This is a genomic window from Siphonobacter sp. SORGH_AS_0500, from assembly GCF_031453245.1.
Classification (GTDB): domain Bacteria; phylum Bacteroidota; class Bacteroidia; order Cytophagales; family Spirosomataceae; genus Siphonobacter.
The window spans coordinates 3,056,635-3,071,924 of the sequence record NZ_JAVIYT010000001.1 but is presented as its reverse complement, the minus strand read 5'-3'; the positions used below and the strand labels follow the sequence as shown (position 1 = coordinate 3,071,924).

Below are 15,290 nucleotides of genomic sequence, written 5' to 3'. Positions count from 1 at the left end.
TGAAATAAAAAAAACCGCTGAAAAATCAGCGGTAAGAAGGATATAAATCAATATGTTGAGCCTCCTACAAGACTTGAACTTGCGACCTACGCATTACGAATGCGTCGCTCTACCAACTGAGCTAAGGAGGCTTTTGGTCGCACAAAGATAGAGCCTGAATAGGTTGCTTGTCAAGCTCTAGGGTAATATTTCTAGGCTAGGGTGTTAATTTGTAGAGAAAACCTTTGTTATTTTCCGTGTTTACCCCGAGAATGTACAGTTCCTTTTCTTCATCTTCTCCAAAACTATAGACCTGCCAGTTGGCCGGGCGATTCCGTAATTGCAATGATCCGCGGGGCCAGGTTTTCCCTTGAGATTCAGATAAGTACCAGGTGGGGCCTGACCAGTCGGCAAAGATGTATTTGCCCTTCAAGGCTGCAATTTTATTGCCCCGATACACAAAACCGCCCGTAATGCTAATGCCCTCGCTGTGGGAGTACTCGGTAATAGGGTCGATGTAGTTTTTAGGGTCTGGATCTTTTTCGTTGTAGGCGTGATAGCCTTCCCGCACCCGCCAGCCATAATTGCCGCCCTTGGTAATAATATCCACTTCTTCGTACTGATTCTGTCCGACGTCCCCCGCAAAGAGTTTGCCCGTGCCCTGATCGAAACTGATTCGCCAGGGGTTACGTAGGCCATACGCGAAAATCTCTGGTCGAACATCCGGTTTATTTTTGAAAGGATTATCCTGCGGAATGCCGTAAGGCGATTGGTTGACGTCAATTCGCAGAATTTTTCCTAATAGGGTATTCATATTCTGACCGTTACCATGTTCGCCATGCTTGTCTCCGGCTCCTCCGCCGTCGCCTACGGCAATGTATAGCATTCCATCAGGACCGAATTTGAGATCACCGCCATTATGGTTGGACTCGGGTTCGTCAAATTCCAGCACCACTTTTCCACTTTTAGGGTCAGCGGTTTTCTGATTGCTGGTGAATTCCTCAATGACGCTCTTATGATTACCCCGACCGCTGGTTTTGGCACTGTAATAGACGTAGAACTTCCCATTTTTTGAAAACTGGGGATGGAAGGCCAGTCCCAGTAAACCGCGTTCATCGTAACCATCACGTTTGATGACCATCGAACTAATGTCGAGAAAAGGCGTGGGGTTGAGTTTATTTTTTTCGATGACCCGAATGCGACCGACTTGTTCGGTCACGAATAAACGTCCAGATCCATCACCCGGCACGGCAAAGGCAGTGGGGTAGAGGAGTTGATCAGAAATTAACTGAATATGAACCGGAAGAGGCTTCTCCGTGAGGGCTCCGTCGGTAGACTGGCAGGCGACGTACCCACAACTCAGACTCAGACAAAGCCCCAGGGTAACAAAAGATCGAAGCATAGGAATAGAATTGGTTAATACCGTTTCGGTTCTGAAATAACTTAAAATTGAATACCAGAGTCCATGACTAATAGTAATGTTACGAAAAATGACGTTACGTCGTTAGCCTGGAAGAGCTTTTTTAGGAATATCCAGAATCAAGTAATACCTTAAAATACTCATAAGCATGGAAGATCAGAAACCAACGCAGACCGATCAGGAAGCCCTGATGCAACGGGCCCAGGAACAGTTAACAGCCCAGGAACTGGAAGAAATTCAGAGTCAGGGACAACCTCTGACGGAATCGTTGATTGAAGAATTCATTCGAAGAAGAAGCCAGTAGTAGCGAATAAAAGCGTCATCCTTTTTCGATTCATTCTAACGTCGTATCATCCGAAAAGTAACTCAGACAATCTGGAGTCGAAACAGGATTAGTAATGGGGTAAAGCTTTCGGATGATTTAGAAGTAATAAAAGTGCCTTTACATACTGAAGAAAAATCCCTAAAGTTAATTAGCGTTGAGACGGTCTGTGTTAGCCGTATTAAAGTTGAATAGAGTCCTAGCATTTCATTGAAACAGAACCCTCGTTTATGATACCTGCCCCTGAACAAACTTTCCAGGTTTTATTTGAATTGTATGCAAAAAGGTTATTTGCACTGCTGGATGTACAATTCGAGCCCTTGGTATCGATCATTTGTATTCCTGAGGAAGAGGGAAAGGCCGTATCCATCATTACCTCAGGAGAAAAAGTAAATCCTGAAGCTTTTGACGAGGTAAAATTATTAGCTTCCGCCTTAGAAAAAGTAGATATTGAAAGCAGACTTAATTATTCAAATAAGTCCTACGCGAAAACCCATAAAGACTATATAAAAAGTAAATCGTTGGGCGAGGCGGTCCATAAAATATTAAATAGAGAGCTATACGACAGTAATATTGAAAGATTCATCTCGGGGGCTTCTTTGCTGAAAGGCTACCAGTTATTTGTGGTGCTGGAGCTGAATAAAAACACATTAGATAAGTTTTATTCCTTAAAAAAGGACACGTATCTCGACTACGTAGTAAAATCTAAATCCTTTATCCATAGCGTGATCACGCTTTTTTTGAAAGAGTGTATTCATACCATTAACAGTTCTAAAGTAAATACGCCTCATTCAATCATCAGAGCCGAAAAAGAATTAATGATCAACGCGGCAAAAGATTTCATGCATTCGGTAGCCATGTCCGTCGAAATGCACGAAGCTCTGGTAGATCTTTATGAGGTCTGTAATTCCATTTCCTCGCTTAAATACGAAGGAAGTGAAAGCATCGGGAAGATGGTTATTGCCAAGCAGCATCACATGAATGTTAGTCTGGTCCTTGAACTGGAAGAGCCCATCAGTATATACGATTACAGGAAAGTAAGGAAGTTTCTGGAAGTATGTAATGACGAGACACTAATTGTCTCTGACTCCTACCGAATATACGGATTAGGAAAGATAACGGGAACCTATAACGCCAATCAGGAATCGCTGTTTGTAATCAACTTTAAAAGCCATTACGTCTGGGAAGTGCTTCACGACGATAAGGTCATGATGATTGTCGATTACCAGATTCCTGCCCTCCCTAAAGAGAGAATAGACCGGGAAGATTTCCATGTTCGCATCAGTCGTATTTTTAAAGACATTTCCGAAGGCGATCTGAATTCGCTTTGGGAGATATGTACCGTGGCATCCGAACAGAAGCACGGCACTATGCTGGTAATTTCAGACCAGGCCGAAAGCGAAGCGAAAAGACTCAGTAATCAATGTTTCTGTATCAAGCCCAGGAAACTGGAAGCGTCTTTAATGAAACAAATTACCTCCATTGACGGCTCCGTTTTATTAGACAAAGATTCCGTCTGTTACGCCATTGGGGTAATTCTGGATGGTATGGCTACCAAAAATGGTGACTCGTCCAGAGGGGCCCGATTCAATTCCGCCATCCGCTATTATGACTACGTGGCTAAAGAAATTCCCACGGTTATTGTGATTGTTTCAGAAGATGGCATGATTGACTTGATTCCGAATCTAATGCCTAAAATTCACCACAAGGATATAGAAGAAGCCATTAAGAAACTGAGAGAAATGGAGACAATTCACGGAAACAGAAGGCATAGCTACAATAAACTGATGAATTATTTCCGAGAACATTCTTTCTACTTAACGGAAGAAGAATGTAACATCATCAATACCCTCAGCGAAAAACTGGGAAATGAATTGACGGAAGAAGGACTAGCGAACATTGACTACGGTAAATTCCAGCCTAATAGTGATATGAATGATTCTTATTATTTGGATTAGTTGATAGTGTTTTGTTGAATATTTATACTTATTATTTGGTAGTAATTGTCTATATTGATGGCTATAATAAGCGGTTTTAATCGGTTTATTTCTGATTGATAACTGCTTATATTATGTTTTTTAGCAGTTACCCTATAGCACAAAGCAATGCAACTTATTTTGCGATCTTTTACGAATAAAGCCCTGAAATTCAGGGCTTTATTCGTGGAAAGTGTCTCCGGCGGGAACCCCGTTATGGTTGAGTATGAAAATCCTGTCATTGTAAAACACACAAGATCAGAATTTTATACTTTTGATTGTACTAGTCAGAATACCAGAAAAGGGCACCCTAAAACTAAAAATGGTGACCTATTTCGTGACCTCATTTTCTGGCCTTTTCCATGCCTCTAAGGTTGCTTTATAGCGTTCCAGGTCGTTTACTTTTGTATACACCTGCGTAGAGGATAGGCTTCCGTGGCCAAAGTTATCTTGTAAAAGCCGGGTATGCAAACCACGCTCAATACTCAGTACTCCGTGGGTGTGCCGACCTACGTGGCTGCTAACCGTTTGCCATTTGGGTTTTTGCTCCTGAACTCGTTGACCTCCCTTATACGTAGTAACGTTTACGAGCTCTTTAATACCGGCCTCTTTACAGACATCTTTTATTTTTGAATTAAAGGCCTGTTCAGACATCGGGTTAAATAAGTCTGGCCAGCGGTCGATAATTTCTTCAGCGTAATCAGAGAGAGCAATAGTAACAACCTCTTTTGTTTTTACCTGTGTGTAACGCAGAAGTCTAAATTCACCCATCTGTACTATATTCCCATCGCCCATTCGCTGTAGGTCAGAAAATCGCATTCCGTTGAAAATTAAGAATAAGAACTTGCCTCTTACGTTTTCCATGAAGTTCTCCTGCTGAGGCATGTGCAGCAGTCGGTTCACTTCTAGCTGAGTTAGCGTAATCTTTTGGGTAGCGACGGAAGAAATCTTGATAAGTTCAAAATCCCTACTTATCGGATACTCCAGCCGGAGGGCTTACCGACACATGGATTTAATAAACTTATAGTACGCTTCAATACCACCAGGGCTCATGCCTTTAGAGTAGAGGTAGGAGGTAAGCCCGTTCCAGAAATCAATCCGAAGATCCTGCCACTTGACATTCGGCTTGTAAGCTTTCAGGTGGTCAGATGTGCTTTTGGCTTTTCGGATGAAGCTTTCAGACAACTGAGATTTATGATCATCGGCAAACTTGAAGATGAACTCCAGAGGGGGAAGGTACTTGGTACTATGCTTATCAGGAAACCTTCTTTTGTCGATAGCCAGCTTCAGTTCTTTAGGATCGGGGGTAGGGTGCTCCTGGATGGTTTCATACCACACTTCTTTAATCAGATTCTCCAGGTTATCGAGTTGCCGGTTCATGTACACAGCCATACCGCCCTGCTTAAAGACTCGACGCTTGTTATCCCAGTTTTTGGCGGTGGCATACTCCCCCGAAAACAATTCGAATTGCGTACCGGCGTACGCAATTCGAATGTTAACCGGGATACTATCGTTATTTAAGGATTTTGTCGGCCTAACTATACGAGTAACACGCATTAAAATATTGACTTTAAAAAATTATAGCTTTTTTTACTTGAGGTTTTAAATAATTCAAAAAGTCATTTAAATACTTCTCGTTAATTGGTACATTATTTAAACTGAATAATTCTTTGCCTGCTGAACTTAATCCATAAATTCTAAATTCGATTTCCTCCCCATTAGGATTTACTGTAACTGACAGTTTTTTGTTTCTACAATCAAATACAAACTCGGTTTCAACGCTGCACTTAGGGATAGATGATCTTAGATAAGCACCATCTATCAAAATACCTGCTTCAATTAATTTACTGATCTTGTCGAATGAAAAACCATAATTATCTAAGTGTAAATTATATTCGTTTAGTATAAATGATCTATGCTTATGGGTAATGAAAAATGCTGAAAGTTCTAAGAAGATATTTGCATCATCTTGAGATAAGTTTCTAATAATATCAAGAGTTCTTAATGAAAATGATTTAGGTTCTCTTATTTCTCCGGCTAGTATTCGACCCCATAAAGTTTGCATTTCCTCGGATGATATACTCTCTGCATATTTAAAAAATCTAGTTAACCAATCTTCATCGACAGGTTCATCTGATATAGGTTCTTCGTTTAATAATGTAGATGCAGCAATACCTACTACATTCTCTAAATTCATCTGACTTTTTATCTTTTGATATTCTTCCCTGGAATTAGCTCGCTCTAATAAGCTGCCAGTAGGAAGCTGATCTATGGCTTTTTCTTGTAATACACGTACAAATTTTATAGTTGGTTTTCCATCTATCACTTCAAAGCTTTGTAAATCCGTTGTTTCATTGATGATTTGCTTATAAGCTGTTGTTGAGGCCACGGCGATTTCTTTGATACGTTTAGCTTCAATCTGTGTTTCAATATTACCTTCTATAGGCCTATAAAGCTTCCCAGTTACTTTGCTTAAAATATTCAGAAGTTTATCTACCGGAAAAACTTTGCCAAATCCTAATAAATCTTTTCCTGCCATGGTTAATGAGTTTTTAGTCTTTTTTCGAAAGAAGATTTCCAAACCATTCATTCAAGGTTTGGAGCTGACTTTTTGTGGCGTCGTTCTCAATTTTCATTCTCTCTAATTCGACAGTAGTGGAATCAATTGGAAGAATATTATTTCTATCAGTTTTTAAAAGGTCATCAATTATAGATTGCGTGTTTGATAAGTTTTCAACCGATATTTTAAATGCTATCTTTTTTAAAGTAATATTAGTCAACTCGTTTTGATAATATTTAACATCAATTATGTTAGCTTTATAAAGTTTAGTGAAATATACAAATAGAGTTGAAAATGTAATGCATATGGTAAGCTTAGGTAAATAATATATTAAATAGTTGTCCCATTTTATTTTTACTGAAAAATCATTTTGTATAGCTGAATATCCTAAATAAGCTATAAGAGAAAAAGCGAGAAAAAAAGAACACAGTATGTTTATAGTGGCCTGAGTATTTAATCTATTTATCTCTTTTTCTAACTTTGATTCTAAAGATCTATAAGCTCTATTTATTTCATTTTGTGGTACGATAGGCTGCCTGACTGTTATGCTTATAGGTCTTTCAGAGGGCGAATTTTGAGATAGCATAGTGCTATTAGAACTTGTAGGATACAGATTGCTAAAGGAAGTGCCTATGGTATATGCTACTATTATTAACGCCATAAAGGCTAAAGTATAATATATAATAGAAGGGCCTTTATTAATATTATTATTTTGGTAGATTTGTAGTGATGATTTTAATCTATCCTTATTAATGTTTACTAAGTTTATTTTCAATTTTGTTCTTATTTTTTTTTGATAATCGTCTTGATATATATATTCTTTTTCATATTTATATAATGAATCGTTAAGGATCTGTAATTCCTTTTCAAAAAATTTTATTTTCATTTTTCTTATCTCTAAAATAATGTTGAGTTAAGTTTATAGTAGATATTATTGATATGATACCAAATAATATAAGTGCCACTATACCCTTTAGTCCATAGTTTTCCTTAAGCTTGAAATAAAAATTCCTTGAAGCTTGCTCCATAATACAAATAAATTTCCTAAATCCAGTATAGTCTGCAAAATGAAGATCACCTCTCCAAAATGGAGACAGACCGCTTAGGTTTTTGAGTCAGATTAACAATTGTTGATCTACAAAATGTGTCCAAGTTCTACAAAATGGACACTAAATGTACGAAATAGATATACTTTAAATAAAAATAGTAATCAAAAAACTGTTAAAAATATTGACATGCATCAAGGCAAGGTCTATGTTTACACCACAATTCGGGTCAAAACGAGCCAATTATACCACTATAACCACCCTTTTCACTATGTCCGTCTCTAATCAGAAACTCTTTGAAGAATTATTAAGAATGCAATCACCTGAGCAGTGGGCTAACGACTTTAATTCTATTGGGGCCAGGGGTATGTCTATTCGAGACCGAGCTATGACCTATGAACAGCAGGTAGAACAGAATAAAAGGTTTCTGAATTTTATTCGGGCCCTATACCTGGCCGAGGCCTCTCAGGCTTGAAGGCATTGAAACAGGGCCGCCACCCTGTTAGTAGATTATTTACTGATTGTGTCTGCAATGTACTTTTCAAAAACGCCAGTCGATTTGGCTTCCAAATCAAGACGGCCCGTTGAGCCATAAGCACCGGTAGTAACAACGAATGCCTCAATATTGACGAGATTCACGTTAATGGTTGCTTTACCGTCTCCGGCATCTTTGATTCGTACATTCTAATCACCTCTGATCGTATTAGGAATGTAAGGCATACCCATGTACTCCCTTTTTTCTACTACAACATAAGCTTTAGGATTTTGAAGTTGTCCTGAGGAGTTCTCAGTCGTGTGAGTGTTTTTGAAATTTGTCTTATCAGATACAATCAAGCCACTTTGACGATCCAGAGTTTTAATAGAAATGCCATTCTGTGCAAAGAAATCAATCACATTATCCCAGACCTGGTCTTTGGTCTTCTCTATAGTGACTTCAAAAGGTTTATCTTGATAATTTTCTTTTATAGGGACAGATTTACTCCACAGCTTGATAGAGTAATCGCGGCGGCGAAAACGGTCAGGTAAAATAATTTTCTCATACTCGGGACGGTGTTGGGTTAAGGGGGCGGCCCTGGTACTCTACTATATCAATTACCTCTGAAAGGTTATCAATACTATGACTGTTTTTTCAACTAAACCTGTATATAACTCTATTAATCGTTTCTGATCCTCTAAATATCTTTCCGGTAATGCTATACGCTAATCTTTCTGATCAATGATTTTTATAAAATTCCTTTGATCCAAGCCACTGACTGACCAATGCATAATAAAAACGGCCCTTAATCAGCAGATTAACTGATTAAGGGCCATTTACGTGGCTCCGGCGGGAATCGAACCCGCATCTAGCGTTTAGGAAACGCCTATTCTATCCGTTGAACTACAGTGCCAGAAGCGTTGGTTTTTGCAAAATTCTAAGGAATCTTCACAAAAACCAACTCTGTTTTCATTTAATATGCATTCGGCAGGTCGAGCCAGTTCGGGAAAATCTGGAAGTGCTTGTCTTTGACCAGATTTAACAGCGACTGACGCAGTTCGTCGATGTTTTCTTTTTTCTCCGCCGAAATGAAAATCGCTTTGGGCTTCTCGGTGTCGAGGTAGCTGTTTTTCAGAAACTCGATGGGCGAGAAATTCCCTTCCTGAGCCTCAAATTCCAGTTCCGGGCTGGGCTTATAAAGATCAATCTTGTTAAAGACCAGGATGACGGGCTTGTCCGCCGCTCCAATTTCCGACAGAATCTGATTGACCACTTCAATGTGCTCTTCGTAACTAGAGTGCGAAACATCCACTACGTGCAGCAGAATGTCCGCTTCCCTTACCTCATCCAGTGTTGATTTGAAGGATTCAATCAGCATGGTAGGCAGCTTACGAATGAACCCAACCGTGTCCGTCAGCAGGAAAGGAATGTTTTCGATGGTTACTTTTCGCACGGTCGAATCTACCGTGGCAAAGAGTTTATTTTCGGCGAATACCTCCGCTTTGGCCAAACGCCGCATCAAGGTAGATTTCCCAACGTTGGTGTAGCCCACCAGAGCCACCCGAACCATCTGTTCACGGTTTTTCCGCTGGTTTACAGCCTGACGGTCAATCTTAGCCAGTTTGTCCTTTAAAAAGGAAATGCGGTCGTTGGCAATCCGTTTATCCGTTTCCAGCTCTTTCTCCCCGGGTCCACGCATCCCCACACCGCCGCGTTGCCGCGATAAGTGCGTCCACATCCGGGTCAGGCGGGGTAATACGTATTGTTGCTGGGCCAGCTCCACCTGCGTACGAGACTGAACGCTCTGGGCACGCATCGCGAATATGTTGAGAATAAGCAGGCTTCGGTCGATGATCTTCACCTCCTTATTGCGAGCCTGAAACGCCGTTTCCATGTTGCGGATTTGTCGGCCACTCAGGTCGTCATCACAGATGATGAGATCCACTGCGTTGTCGATGACATAAGCCACGACGTCTTCGAAACGTCCTTTGCCCAGAAACGTATTCAGATCGGGGCGTTCGAGGCGTTGTACGAAGGTTTTAACAGTTTTTACGCCCGCCGTTTCAGCCAGAAACTCCAGCTCGGCCAGATATTCCGTGGTCTGTTCTTCGGATTGCTTAGGCGTAATCATGGCGATCAAAACCGCCGTTTCTATATCTTTTTCGGTGCTAAACAAAACTATATAAGGTCTTTTAAGGTAGCAAGACAGGGTAATCAGGTTGCAAAATCAGGTGTTTACCGCAGAACGGCCGCCTGGTCCCGTCACCACTACTTGTGAATAATAGAAGAAAATGATTCAGGAATGAATCATGAACGTACTTAGAAGAAAAAATTAATCCACATGATGGTAGAATCGTCGAATAATAGGGTTGATAAGGCAACAGCAGAACCTTGATATTCGGTTCAAAATCAGTGCAAAAATAATTAAAATTCCAGAAAAAACTGAACTGTTCGCGGAAATTGACGCTTAGAAAAGTAAAACTATGAAGCCCAATCAGCACAAAGCCTGAAGTTTTTCCGTACTTTGCCAGACTTATCCTAGTTTCCCCATGAAAGTTACCGAACACATAGAGCAGGCGAACGGAAAGTCGCTTTTTTCTATCGAAATCATCCCTCCAATTAAAGGACAGAGTGTCACTGAATTATTCGATTCCATTGAGCCTCTGATGGAGTTTAAACCTCCCTTCGTAGACGTTACTTATCACCGCGAAGAACTCATTGAAAAAAAGCATCCGAGTGGCCTGATTCAGAAGGTTCCCGTGCGTCGTCGCCCCGGAACGGTTGGGATTTGTGCGAAGTTAATGGAACGTTTCAAGGTCGATCCCGTGCCGCACGTGATATGCGGTGGCTTTACGAAGGACGAGACCGAAGATTTTCTTTACGATTTACATTACCTCGGCATTGATAATACGCTGGTTCTGAGAGGCGACCCTGAGAAATCTGCGGGTGTGTTCAAACCCAAAGAAGGCGGACACGCGTACGCTACGGATCTGATTTCGCAGGTTGTAGATATGAATAGTGGTCGGCTGCTGCATGAAGAAACGGAGGCTCAGCCTACGAATTTCTGCATTGGGGTGGCGGGTTACCCAGAGAAGCACTTTGAAGCTCCCAATCACGCCAATGATTTGCGTTACCTCAAAAAGAAGGTAGAGTTGGGAGCCGACTATATCGTGACTCAAATGTTTTTCGATAATCAGAAATACTTTGATTTCGTAAAACGCTGCCGGGCTGAAGGCATTAACGTCCCCATCATTCCGGGACTGAAACCCATTTCCACGAAGAAACAACTGACGGTGTTACCCCGCATTTTCCACCTCGATTTTCCCGAGGAATTGGTGAAGGCCGTGGAAGACTGTAAGAATGATCAGCAGGTACGGGAAGTAGGTGTGGAGTTCGGTATCAAGCAGTGCAAGGAGTTGCTAGACTTCGGTGTGCCGGTATTGCACTTCTACACCATGGGTAAATCCGATTCCGTAAAGCGAATCGCGGAAGCCGTATTTTAAGTTAATCTTTAGCGTTTTGGGTTTAGTGTTTTGAGTTATTGATCTCATAAAATAAATGATAAAGCTATTTGCTGAACATTTTAACTCTAAACCCAAAACGCTAAACCCATCAACTCATTGCCAGATTTTCTGGGCTTCCTGTTTGATTGCGTTTAGGGTTTCCTGCCATACTTCCATGGGGCGGCCTACGGATAACTCGCTAATCTTGCGGGCGAGGTCGAGAGCTGGGGCTTCGGCGGGAACTTCTGAGGCCGAACGATTGATTAAGGAAGTAACCTCCTGTACGGTTAAACGCAGGCGTTCCCAATTTTCATGGCTGATGTAAATCTGCTGGGCTACGTTATGCTGAAATTCCTGCCGGATTTCAGCGAGTAATAGCTGTTGTAGTTCAACGGCGGTAATGGCTTGTCCAGCGTTACGAATAAGCAGACTATTGGGACTAATGCGTTCAAGTAGGAGTGTGAGGCGTTCGTAAGCCTGCAAACGTAAGGGTAATACCTGCTTCAGAGCTTCTCCCTGGGCGTTCTGCTGCTGTTCAATAAGCTGTTTGTTCAGGAAAGCTTTTATGGTCAGGTAAAAAGCATATAAAACGAATCCGGCGGGTAAGGCTACTTTAATAAGATCACTGATAAGGTCTTGCATAGGAGTTTAGTTTGCGGTTTGCGGTTTGCAGTTTGCGGTTTGCAGTTTGCAGTTTGCAGTTTGCAGTTTGCAGTTTGCAGTTTGCAGTTTGCAGTTTGCAGTTTGCAGGAAAATATAAATCGGTAAATATAGAGGATATTGTTTGAAGTCAAGAGCACCTAACTCTAAACTGAAAACAGTAGACGGAAAACTGAAAAAATGATTACGCAGAAGATAATACCCATCACTCTAACTTCGGAGGCCCAGGAGCAGATCCGTGCGATCATCGAGAGCAAGAGCCTGCCTGAGTTTTATGGCTTGCGGGTAGGGCTGAAAGGGGCGGCTTGTGGGGCTTCGTTTCTGTTAGGGTTCGATACCAAGTCGCCTGACGATGATGAGTATACTCTGGAAGGAATTACGATTTACGTAGATCGCCGGCATTTGATGTACGTGATTGGTCTGACCATTGATTTTGATGAAGACGGCGAAGGGTTTGTTTTCCAGCCCAGATCTTAAATCAACGCCCACAAGAAAAGCCCGACAGATTAGATAGCTATCGGGCTTTTCTTATGAAGGAATCAAAGGTCTATTTCACACCTTCAGTATCGTCCTCAACTTTCACGTGTCCCCAGTTCTCACCGGAACGTATGCGGTTTAGTTGAGTATGAGTAATGCCGAATTGCTTGGCAATCATCTTCAGACGATTCTTATCGCTCTTCAGCATCTTTTTAATCATCAGAACTTTACTCTCAGTTAGTTTGTAGTTTTTCGTGCGTTTTGGGCGTGGTTTTTCCTGGGGGTTGGTTCGGTGGTGCTCGGTCATTTCATCACGAGTAACCCACTTCAGGTTTTCCCAGTGGTTGTTCAGCTTATCGTGGTCACGGTGAATGATAAATTTACGGTCGGCGTCGGAACGCTCCACAAAAAAATCAGCAACCAGCCGATGCAGGTAGCGGTTAATGACTTTACCTCCTCGGATACGGATATTCAGAGAACGATATCCCTGAATGATAGATCCCTTAATAATTTCCCCCTCAGGATCGTTCTGGAAACTACGAAGCCTTCCATAGTTTGATACTTCGTAATGGGGGGGATTTTCGATGCCTTCAAAAGGAATCTTAATCCATTTCTCATTCCAAAAACTACTAGATTTCTTCTCGCTCATGGTTAATTAATTAACATCCGTTCAAGTCAGGTTGACGGGTTAACTTACTTTAAATGTAGATTGGTTTTGGGCGGGCGGAGATGAAAGAAGATATAGTTGTTCAGAGCAGATGGTAAACTTTTTTTATTCATCACGACAAAACCAGTGCCGAATATCGTAAGAAATTTTCACGATTCACATGATTTATCCTATTAAATAAAAAAAATATGAAAACTTTAATTGTTGGAGCCTCTACCTATCCCGGCCGATACTCATATCTGGCAGCTAATAGCCTGTTAGGGCACGGACATGAAATCGTATTAATTGGAAAAGAAAACGGACAAGTATCTGGTAATCAGATCTTACATGGACAACCCGAGCTCGAAGGCATTGATACTATTACTCTATATATCAACCCGACGCGGCAGCCCGAATTGTACGATTATTTGCTTAGTTTAAAACCTCGTAGAATCATCTTTAATCCCGGTACAGAGAATCCTGAGTTCGAGCAAATGGCAGAGGATCAGGGAGTTGAAGCGATTGAGGGATGCACGCTGGTCATGTTGAGTACTAGGCAGTATTAAGTATTAACCAAGGCAGGTTAGATTCTATTAATGAGTGATTTTTCCTAAATACTATCGAATATGAACTGGGTATAATTGGCCCTACGTTTGTTATAATTGAGATTTCTTAATAGATCCTTATATGTTAAGTGTACTGATTTAAATAGTGCCTAGTAAACGTTGGTGTTAGTCAATTATTGTTTCAATTACCTGAATAATAAAAAGAAAAGAAGCCCCTTAGCTAAGGGGCTTCTTTTCTTTTTATTGCTGAATTTAATAGCTAGTCTTTCGGGTATTATTAAAAAGCGAAAGCAAAATGTATAAGGCAATGATTAAAGGAACAGATGTGAAGTTTAGCAGGATAACCAGTAAGGCCGAGACGAGGAGGAAAATGAATTTAATTTCATTGCCCTTCCAGCCAAACCCTTTAAACTTCAAAGCAAAAAGGGGCACTTCCATCACCAGCAAAAAGGACATGATGAAGCTAAATGCAATTAGGTAATTGGCATTGAGAATGATAGGACCCCACTCTTCGTGCTGACGCAGAATAACCGGAATGGAAGCAATCAGGAAGGCATTGGCGGGCGTAGGCAGGCCGATGAATCCAGAGGTTTGTCGTTCGTCGATATTAAACTTGGCTAGTCGCAGGGCCGAGAATACAGCAATGACAAAGGCGAAGTAACACTTCCAAGTACTGACTAAATCAGGAACACTTTCCAGAATCAGATGATAAATGATAATGGATGGTAAAACGCCAAAAGTGACCATGTCGGCCAGCGAATCAAGTTCTTTACCAATGGCCGATTGAGCTTTGACTAACCGGGCTACAAAGCCATCGAAGAAATCCAGAATTCCGGCGATGACGATCAGGTACGAACACAGCAAAAGGTCATTATTAAAAGCCGCAACAATGCCGACGCAACCGCACAGCAGGTTACCGCAGGTCATGGCATTAGGAAGGTGCTTGAGCATACATTTCAGAAAAATAAAGTTTGTTAATCAGGCGTATTGCCCATTAGCCCCCACATAAGGATTGTATTGTTTCTCGCGACCAATGGTGGTCGAAGGACCATGTCCGGGAAAGACCTGTACTTCGTCGTTCAATTTAAAAAGCTTGTTTTTAATGCTGCTGATCAGGTCATCAAAGTTACAGCCGGGAAAATCCCAGCGGCCAATGCTTCCCTGAAACAGAACATCCCCGCCGATGCAGAGATTGTATTCCCGGTTCACAAAAGCCACATGACCCGGAGCATGGCCCGGCACGTGCAATACTTCAAGGATAGTGTTCCCAAAGGTTACATTCGTACCTTCTTCCAGCCAGGCATCGGGTTCGGCCTCTTCGTAATTAAAGAATCGGTAGGAGGGTGCCCGAACAACTACGGATTTTAAAATCGGCAAGTCAAGCGGATGCAGGAAATAGGGAACATGATAGGTCCGCTTCACGAAAGCATTACCCAGCACGTGATCCACGTGAGCGTGCGTGTTCAGGAGCTTCACCACAATCAAACCCTGATCTTCAATAAAATCCTTTAACTCCTCCTGTTCTTCTTTGGTATAACAACCAGGATCAATAATCACGGCCTCTTTCGTATCATCCCAAAGCACGTAGGTATTTTCCTGAAGGGCGTTGAATGTAAAAACCTGTAAATTCAGCATAGATTCAGTAGATGATTGGGTAAAG

The 15,290-nt window shown here is 41.5% G+C and carries 17 protein-coding genes and 2 tRNA genes; 6 read left to right on the top strand and 13 right to left on the bottom strand.

Features of this window, described 5'->3' with window-relative positions; translation table 11 throughout:
- Nucleotides 1-58 precede the first annotated feature (58 nt).
- Both QE357_RS13060 and QE357_RS13055 read right to left on the bottom strand, forming a co-directional pair.
- Nucleotides 59-131 (bottom strand) — tRNA-Thr (locus tag QE357_RS13060).
- Nucleotides 132-196: 65 nt separating this feature from the next.
- The gene (locus tag QE357_RS13055; RefSeq protein ID WP_309708069.1) at nucleotides 197-1,381 is read right to left on the bottom strand and encodes a PQQ-dependent sugar dehydrogenase; all 1,185 of its coding nucleotides are present in this window, start codon (nucleotides 1,379-1,381) and stop codon (nucleotides 197-199) included.
- Nucleotides 1,382-1,547: 166 nt separating this feature from the next.
- Between QE357_RS13055 and QE357_RS13050 the strand changes: the two genes are divergently transcribed.
- A complete protein-coding gene (locus QE357_RS13050) occupies nucleotides 1,548-1,703 on the top strand; it encodes a hypothetical protein (protein ID WP_309708066.1) in 156 nt (51 codons plus the stop codon).
- Between the two features lie 248 nt (nucleotides 1,704-1,951).
- A complete protein-coding gene (locus QE357_RS13045; protein ID WP_309708061.1) occupies nucleotides 1,952-3,679 on the top strand; it encodes a diadenylate cyclase in 1,728 nt (575 codons plus the stop codon).
- A 348-nt stretch (nucleotides 3,680-4,027) separates the two neighbouring features.
- On the opposite strand, the gene QE357_RS13040 is transcribed toward QE357_RS13045, so the two are convergent.
- The 4 genes from QE357_RS13040 to QE357_RS13025 form a co-directional block, all read right to left on the bottom strand.
- Complete coding sequence (locus QE357_RS13040; RefSeq protein ID WP_309711380.1) at nucleotides 4,028-4,621, bottom strand: site-specific integrase; 594 nt, start codon at nucleotides 4,619-4,621, stop codon at nucleotides 4,028-4,030.
- Between the two features lie 72 nt (nucleotides 4,622-4,693).
- Nucleotides 4,694-5,254, bottom strand: a complete 561-nt coding sequence (locus tag QE357_RS13035; RefSeq protein WP_309708057.1) for a phage integrase SAM-like domain-containing protein — start codon at nucleotides 5,252-5,254, stop codon at nucleotides 4,694-4,696.
- A gap of 13 nt (nucleotides 5,255-5,267) precedes the next feature.
- On the bottom strand, nucleotides 5,268-6,236 hold the full coding sequence (locus tag QE357_RS13030) for a DUF2806 domain-containing protein (RefSeq protein ID WP_309708054.1): 969 nt from the start codon (nucleotides 6,234-6,236) through the stop codon (nucleotides 5,268-5,270).
- Nucleotides 6,237-6,249: 13 nt separating this feature from the next.
- A complete protein-coding gene (locus QE357_RS13025) occupies nucleotides 6,250-7,143 on the bottom strand; it encodes a hypothetical protein (protein WP_309708051.1) in 894 nt (297 codons plus the stop codon).
- Between the two features lie 431 nt (nucleotides 7,144-7,574).
- On the opposite strand from QE357_RS13025, the gene QE357_RS13020 reads away from it, so the two are divergent.
- Nucleotides 7,575-7,778, top strand: coding sequence for a hypothetical protein (locus QE357_RS13020; protein WP_309708048.1), 204 nt, complete (start codon nucleotides 7,575-7,577; stop codon nucleotides 7,776-7,778).
- 35 nt (nucleotides 7,779-7,813) lie between these two features.
- On the opposite strand, the gene QE357_RS13015 is transcribed toward QE357_RS13020, so the two are convergent.
- The 3 genes from QE357_RS13015 to hflX all read right to left on the bottom strand — a co-directional run bounded on the left by QE357_RS13015 (nucleotide 7,814) and on the right by hflX (nucleotide 9,909).
- Nucleotides 7,814-7,942: a hypothetical protein gene (locus tag QE357_RS13015; RefSeq protein WP_309708045.1), complete on the bottom strand. Its 129-nt coding sequence runs from the start codon at nucleotides 7,940-7,942 to the stop codon at nucleotides 7,814-7,816.
- Nucleotides 7,943-8,619: 677 nt separating this feature from the next.
- A tRNA-Arg gene (locus QE357_RS13010) sits at nucleotides 8,620-8,691 on the bottom strand.
- Nucleotides 8,692-8,751: 60 nt separating this feature from the next.
- Entirely contained in the window at nucleotides 8,752-9,909 is a 1,158-nt protein-coding gene (gene hflX / locus QE357_RS13005) for a GTPase HflX (protein ID WP_409050242.1), read from the bottom strand.
- A 418-nt stretch (nucleotides 9,910-10,327) separates the two neighbouring features.
- Between hflX and metF the strand changes: the two genes are divergently transcribed.
- The gene (metF, locus tag QE357_RS13000; protein WP_106637803.1) at nucleotides 10,328-11,281 is read left to right on the top strand and encodes a methylenetetrahydrofolate reductase [NAD(P)H]; all 954 of its coding nucleotides are present in this window, start codon (nucleotides 10,328-10,330) and stop codon (nucleotides 11,279-11,281) included.
- Between the two features lie 114 nt (nucleotides 11,282-11,395).
- Here the strand turns inward: metF and QE357_RS12995 are convergent, their stop codons facing one another.
- A complete protein-coding gene (locus QE357_RS12995) occupies nucleotides 11,396-11,923 on the bottom strand; it encodes a hypothetical protein (protein ID WP_307143374.1) in 528 nt (175 codons plus the stop codon).
- Between the two features lie 198 nt (nucleotides 11,924-12,121).
- Here QE357_RS12995 and QE357_RS12990 point away from each other — a divergent pair, with 198 nt between their 5' ends.
- Complete coding sequence (locus tag QE357_RS12990; protein WP_309708037.1) at nucleotides 12,122-12,418, top strand: iron-sulfur cluster biosynthesis family protein; 297 nt, start codon at nucleotides 12,122-12,124, stop codon at nucleotides 12,416-12,418.
- A gap of 70 nt (nucleotides 12,419-12,488) precedes the next feature.
- Here the strand turns inward: QE357_RS12990 and QE357_RS12985 are convergent, their stop codons facing one another.
- Complete coding sequence (locus QE357_RS12985; protein WP_106637806.1) at nucleotides 12,489-13,067, bottom strand: NUMOD4 domain-containing protein; 579 nt, start codon at nucleotides 13,065-13,067, stop codon at nucleotides 12,489-12,491.
- A gap of 206 nt (nucleotides 13,068-13,273) precedes the next feature.
- On the opposite strand from QE357_RS12985, the gene QE357_RS12980 reads away from it, so the two are divergent.
- A complete protein-coding gene (locus QE357_RS12980; protein ID WP_106637807.1) occupies nucleotides 13,274-13,630 on the top strand; it encodes a CoA-binding protein in 357 nt (118 codons plus the stop codon).
- Between the two features lie 252 nt (nucleotides 13,631-13,882).
- On the opposite strand, the gene pssA is transcribed toward QE357_RS12980, so the two are convergent.
- On the bottom strand, nucleotides 13,883-14,581 hold the full coding sequence (pssA, locus tag QE357_RS12975; RefSeq protein WP_307143370.1) for a CDP-diacylglycerol--serine O-phosphatidyltransferase: 699 nt from the start codon (nucleotides 14,579-14,581) through the stop codon (nucleotides 13,883-13,885).
- A 27-nt stretch (nucleotides 14,582-14,608) separates the two neighbouring features.
- Nucleotides 14,609-15,265: an MBL fold metallo-hydrolase gene (locus QE357_RS12970; protein WP_309708030.1), complete on the bottom strand. Its 657-nt coding sequence runs from the start codon at nucleotides 15,263-15,265 to the stop codon at nucleotides 14,609-14,611.
- Nucleotides 15,266-15,290 lie beyond the last annotated feature (25 nt).

Bases quoted from the DNA above. Each gene is read 5' to 3' on its own strand.
- pssA (WP_307143370.1), bottom strand. From the start codon at position 14,581: ATGCTCAAGCACCTTCCTAATGCCATGACCTGCGGTAACCTGCTGTGC.
- QE357_RS13055 (WP_309708069.1), bottom strand. From the start codon at position 1,381: ATGCTTCGATCTTTTGTTACCCTGGGGCTTTGTCTGAGTCTGAGTTGT.
- QE357_RS13035 (WP_309708057.1), bottom strand. From the start codon at position 5,254: ATGCGTGTTACTCGTATAGTTAGGCCGACAAAATCCTTAAATAACGAT.
- QE357_RS13045 (WP_309708061.1), top strand. From the start codon at position 1,952: ATGATACCTGCCCCTGAACAAACTTTCCAGGTTTTATTTGAATTGTAT.
- QE357_RS13025 (WP_309708051.1), bottom strand. From the start codon at position 7,143: ATGAAAATAAAATTTTTTGAAAAGGAATTACAGATCCTTAACGATTCA.
- QE357_RS13050 (WP_309708066.1), top strand. From the start codon at position 1,548: ATGGAAGATCAGAAACCAACGCAGACCGATCAGGAAGCCCTGATGCAA.
- metF (WP_106637803.1), top strand. From the start codon at position 10,328: ATGAAAGTTACCGAACACATAGAGCAGGCGAACGGAAAGTCGCTTTTT.
- QE357_RS13030 (WP_309708054.1), bottom strand. From the start codon at position 6,236: ATGGCAGGAAAAGATTTATTAGGATTTGGCAAAGTTTTTCCGGTAGAT.
- QE357_RS12985 (WP_106637806.1), bottom strand. From the start codon at position 13,067: ATGAGCGAGAAGAAATCTAGTAGTTTTTGGAATGAGAAATGGATTAAG.
- QE357_RS12995 (WP_307143374.1), bottom strand. From the start codon at position 11,923: ATGCAAGACCTTATCAGTGATCTTATTAAAGTAGCCTTACCCGCCGGA.
- QE357_RS12980 (WP_106637807.1), top strand. From the start codon at position 13,274: ATGAAAACTTTAATTGTTGGAGCCTCTACCTATCCCGGCCGATACTCA.
- hflX (WP_409050242.1), bottom strand. From the start codon at position 9,909: ATGATTACGCCTAAGCAATCCGAAGAACAGACCACGGAATATCTGGCC.
- QE357_RS12970 (WP_309708030.1), bottom strand. From the start codon at position 15,265: ATGCTGAATTTACAGGTTTTTACATTCAACGCCCTTCAGGAAAATACC.
- QE357_RS12990 (WP_309708037.1), top strand. From the start codon at position 12,122: ATGATTACGCAGAAGATAATACCCATCACTCTAACTTCGGAGGCCCAG.
- QE357_RS13020 (WP_309708048.1), top strand. From the start codon at position 7,575: ATGTCCGTCTCTAATCAGAAACTCTTTGAAGAATTATTAAGAATGCAA.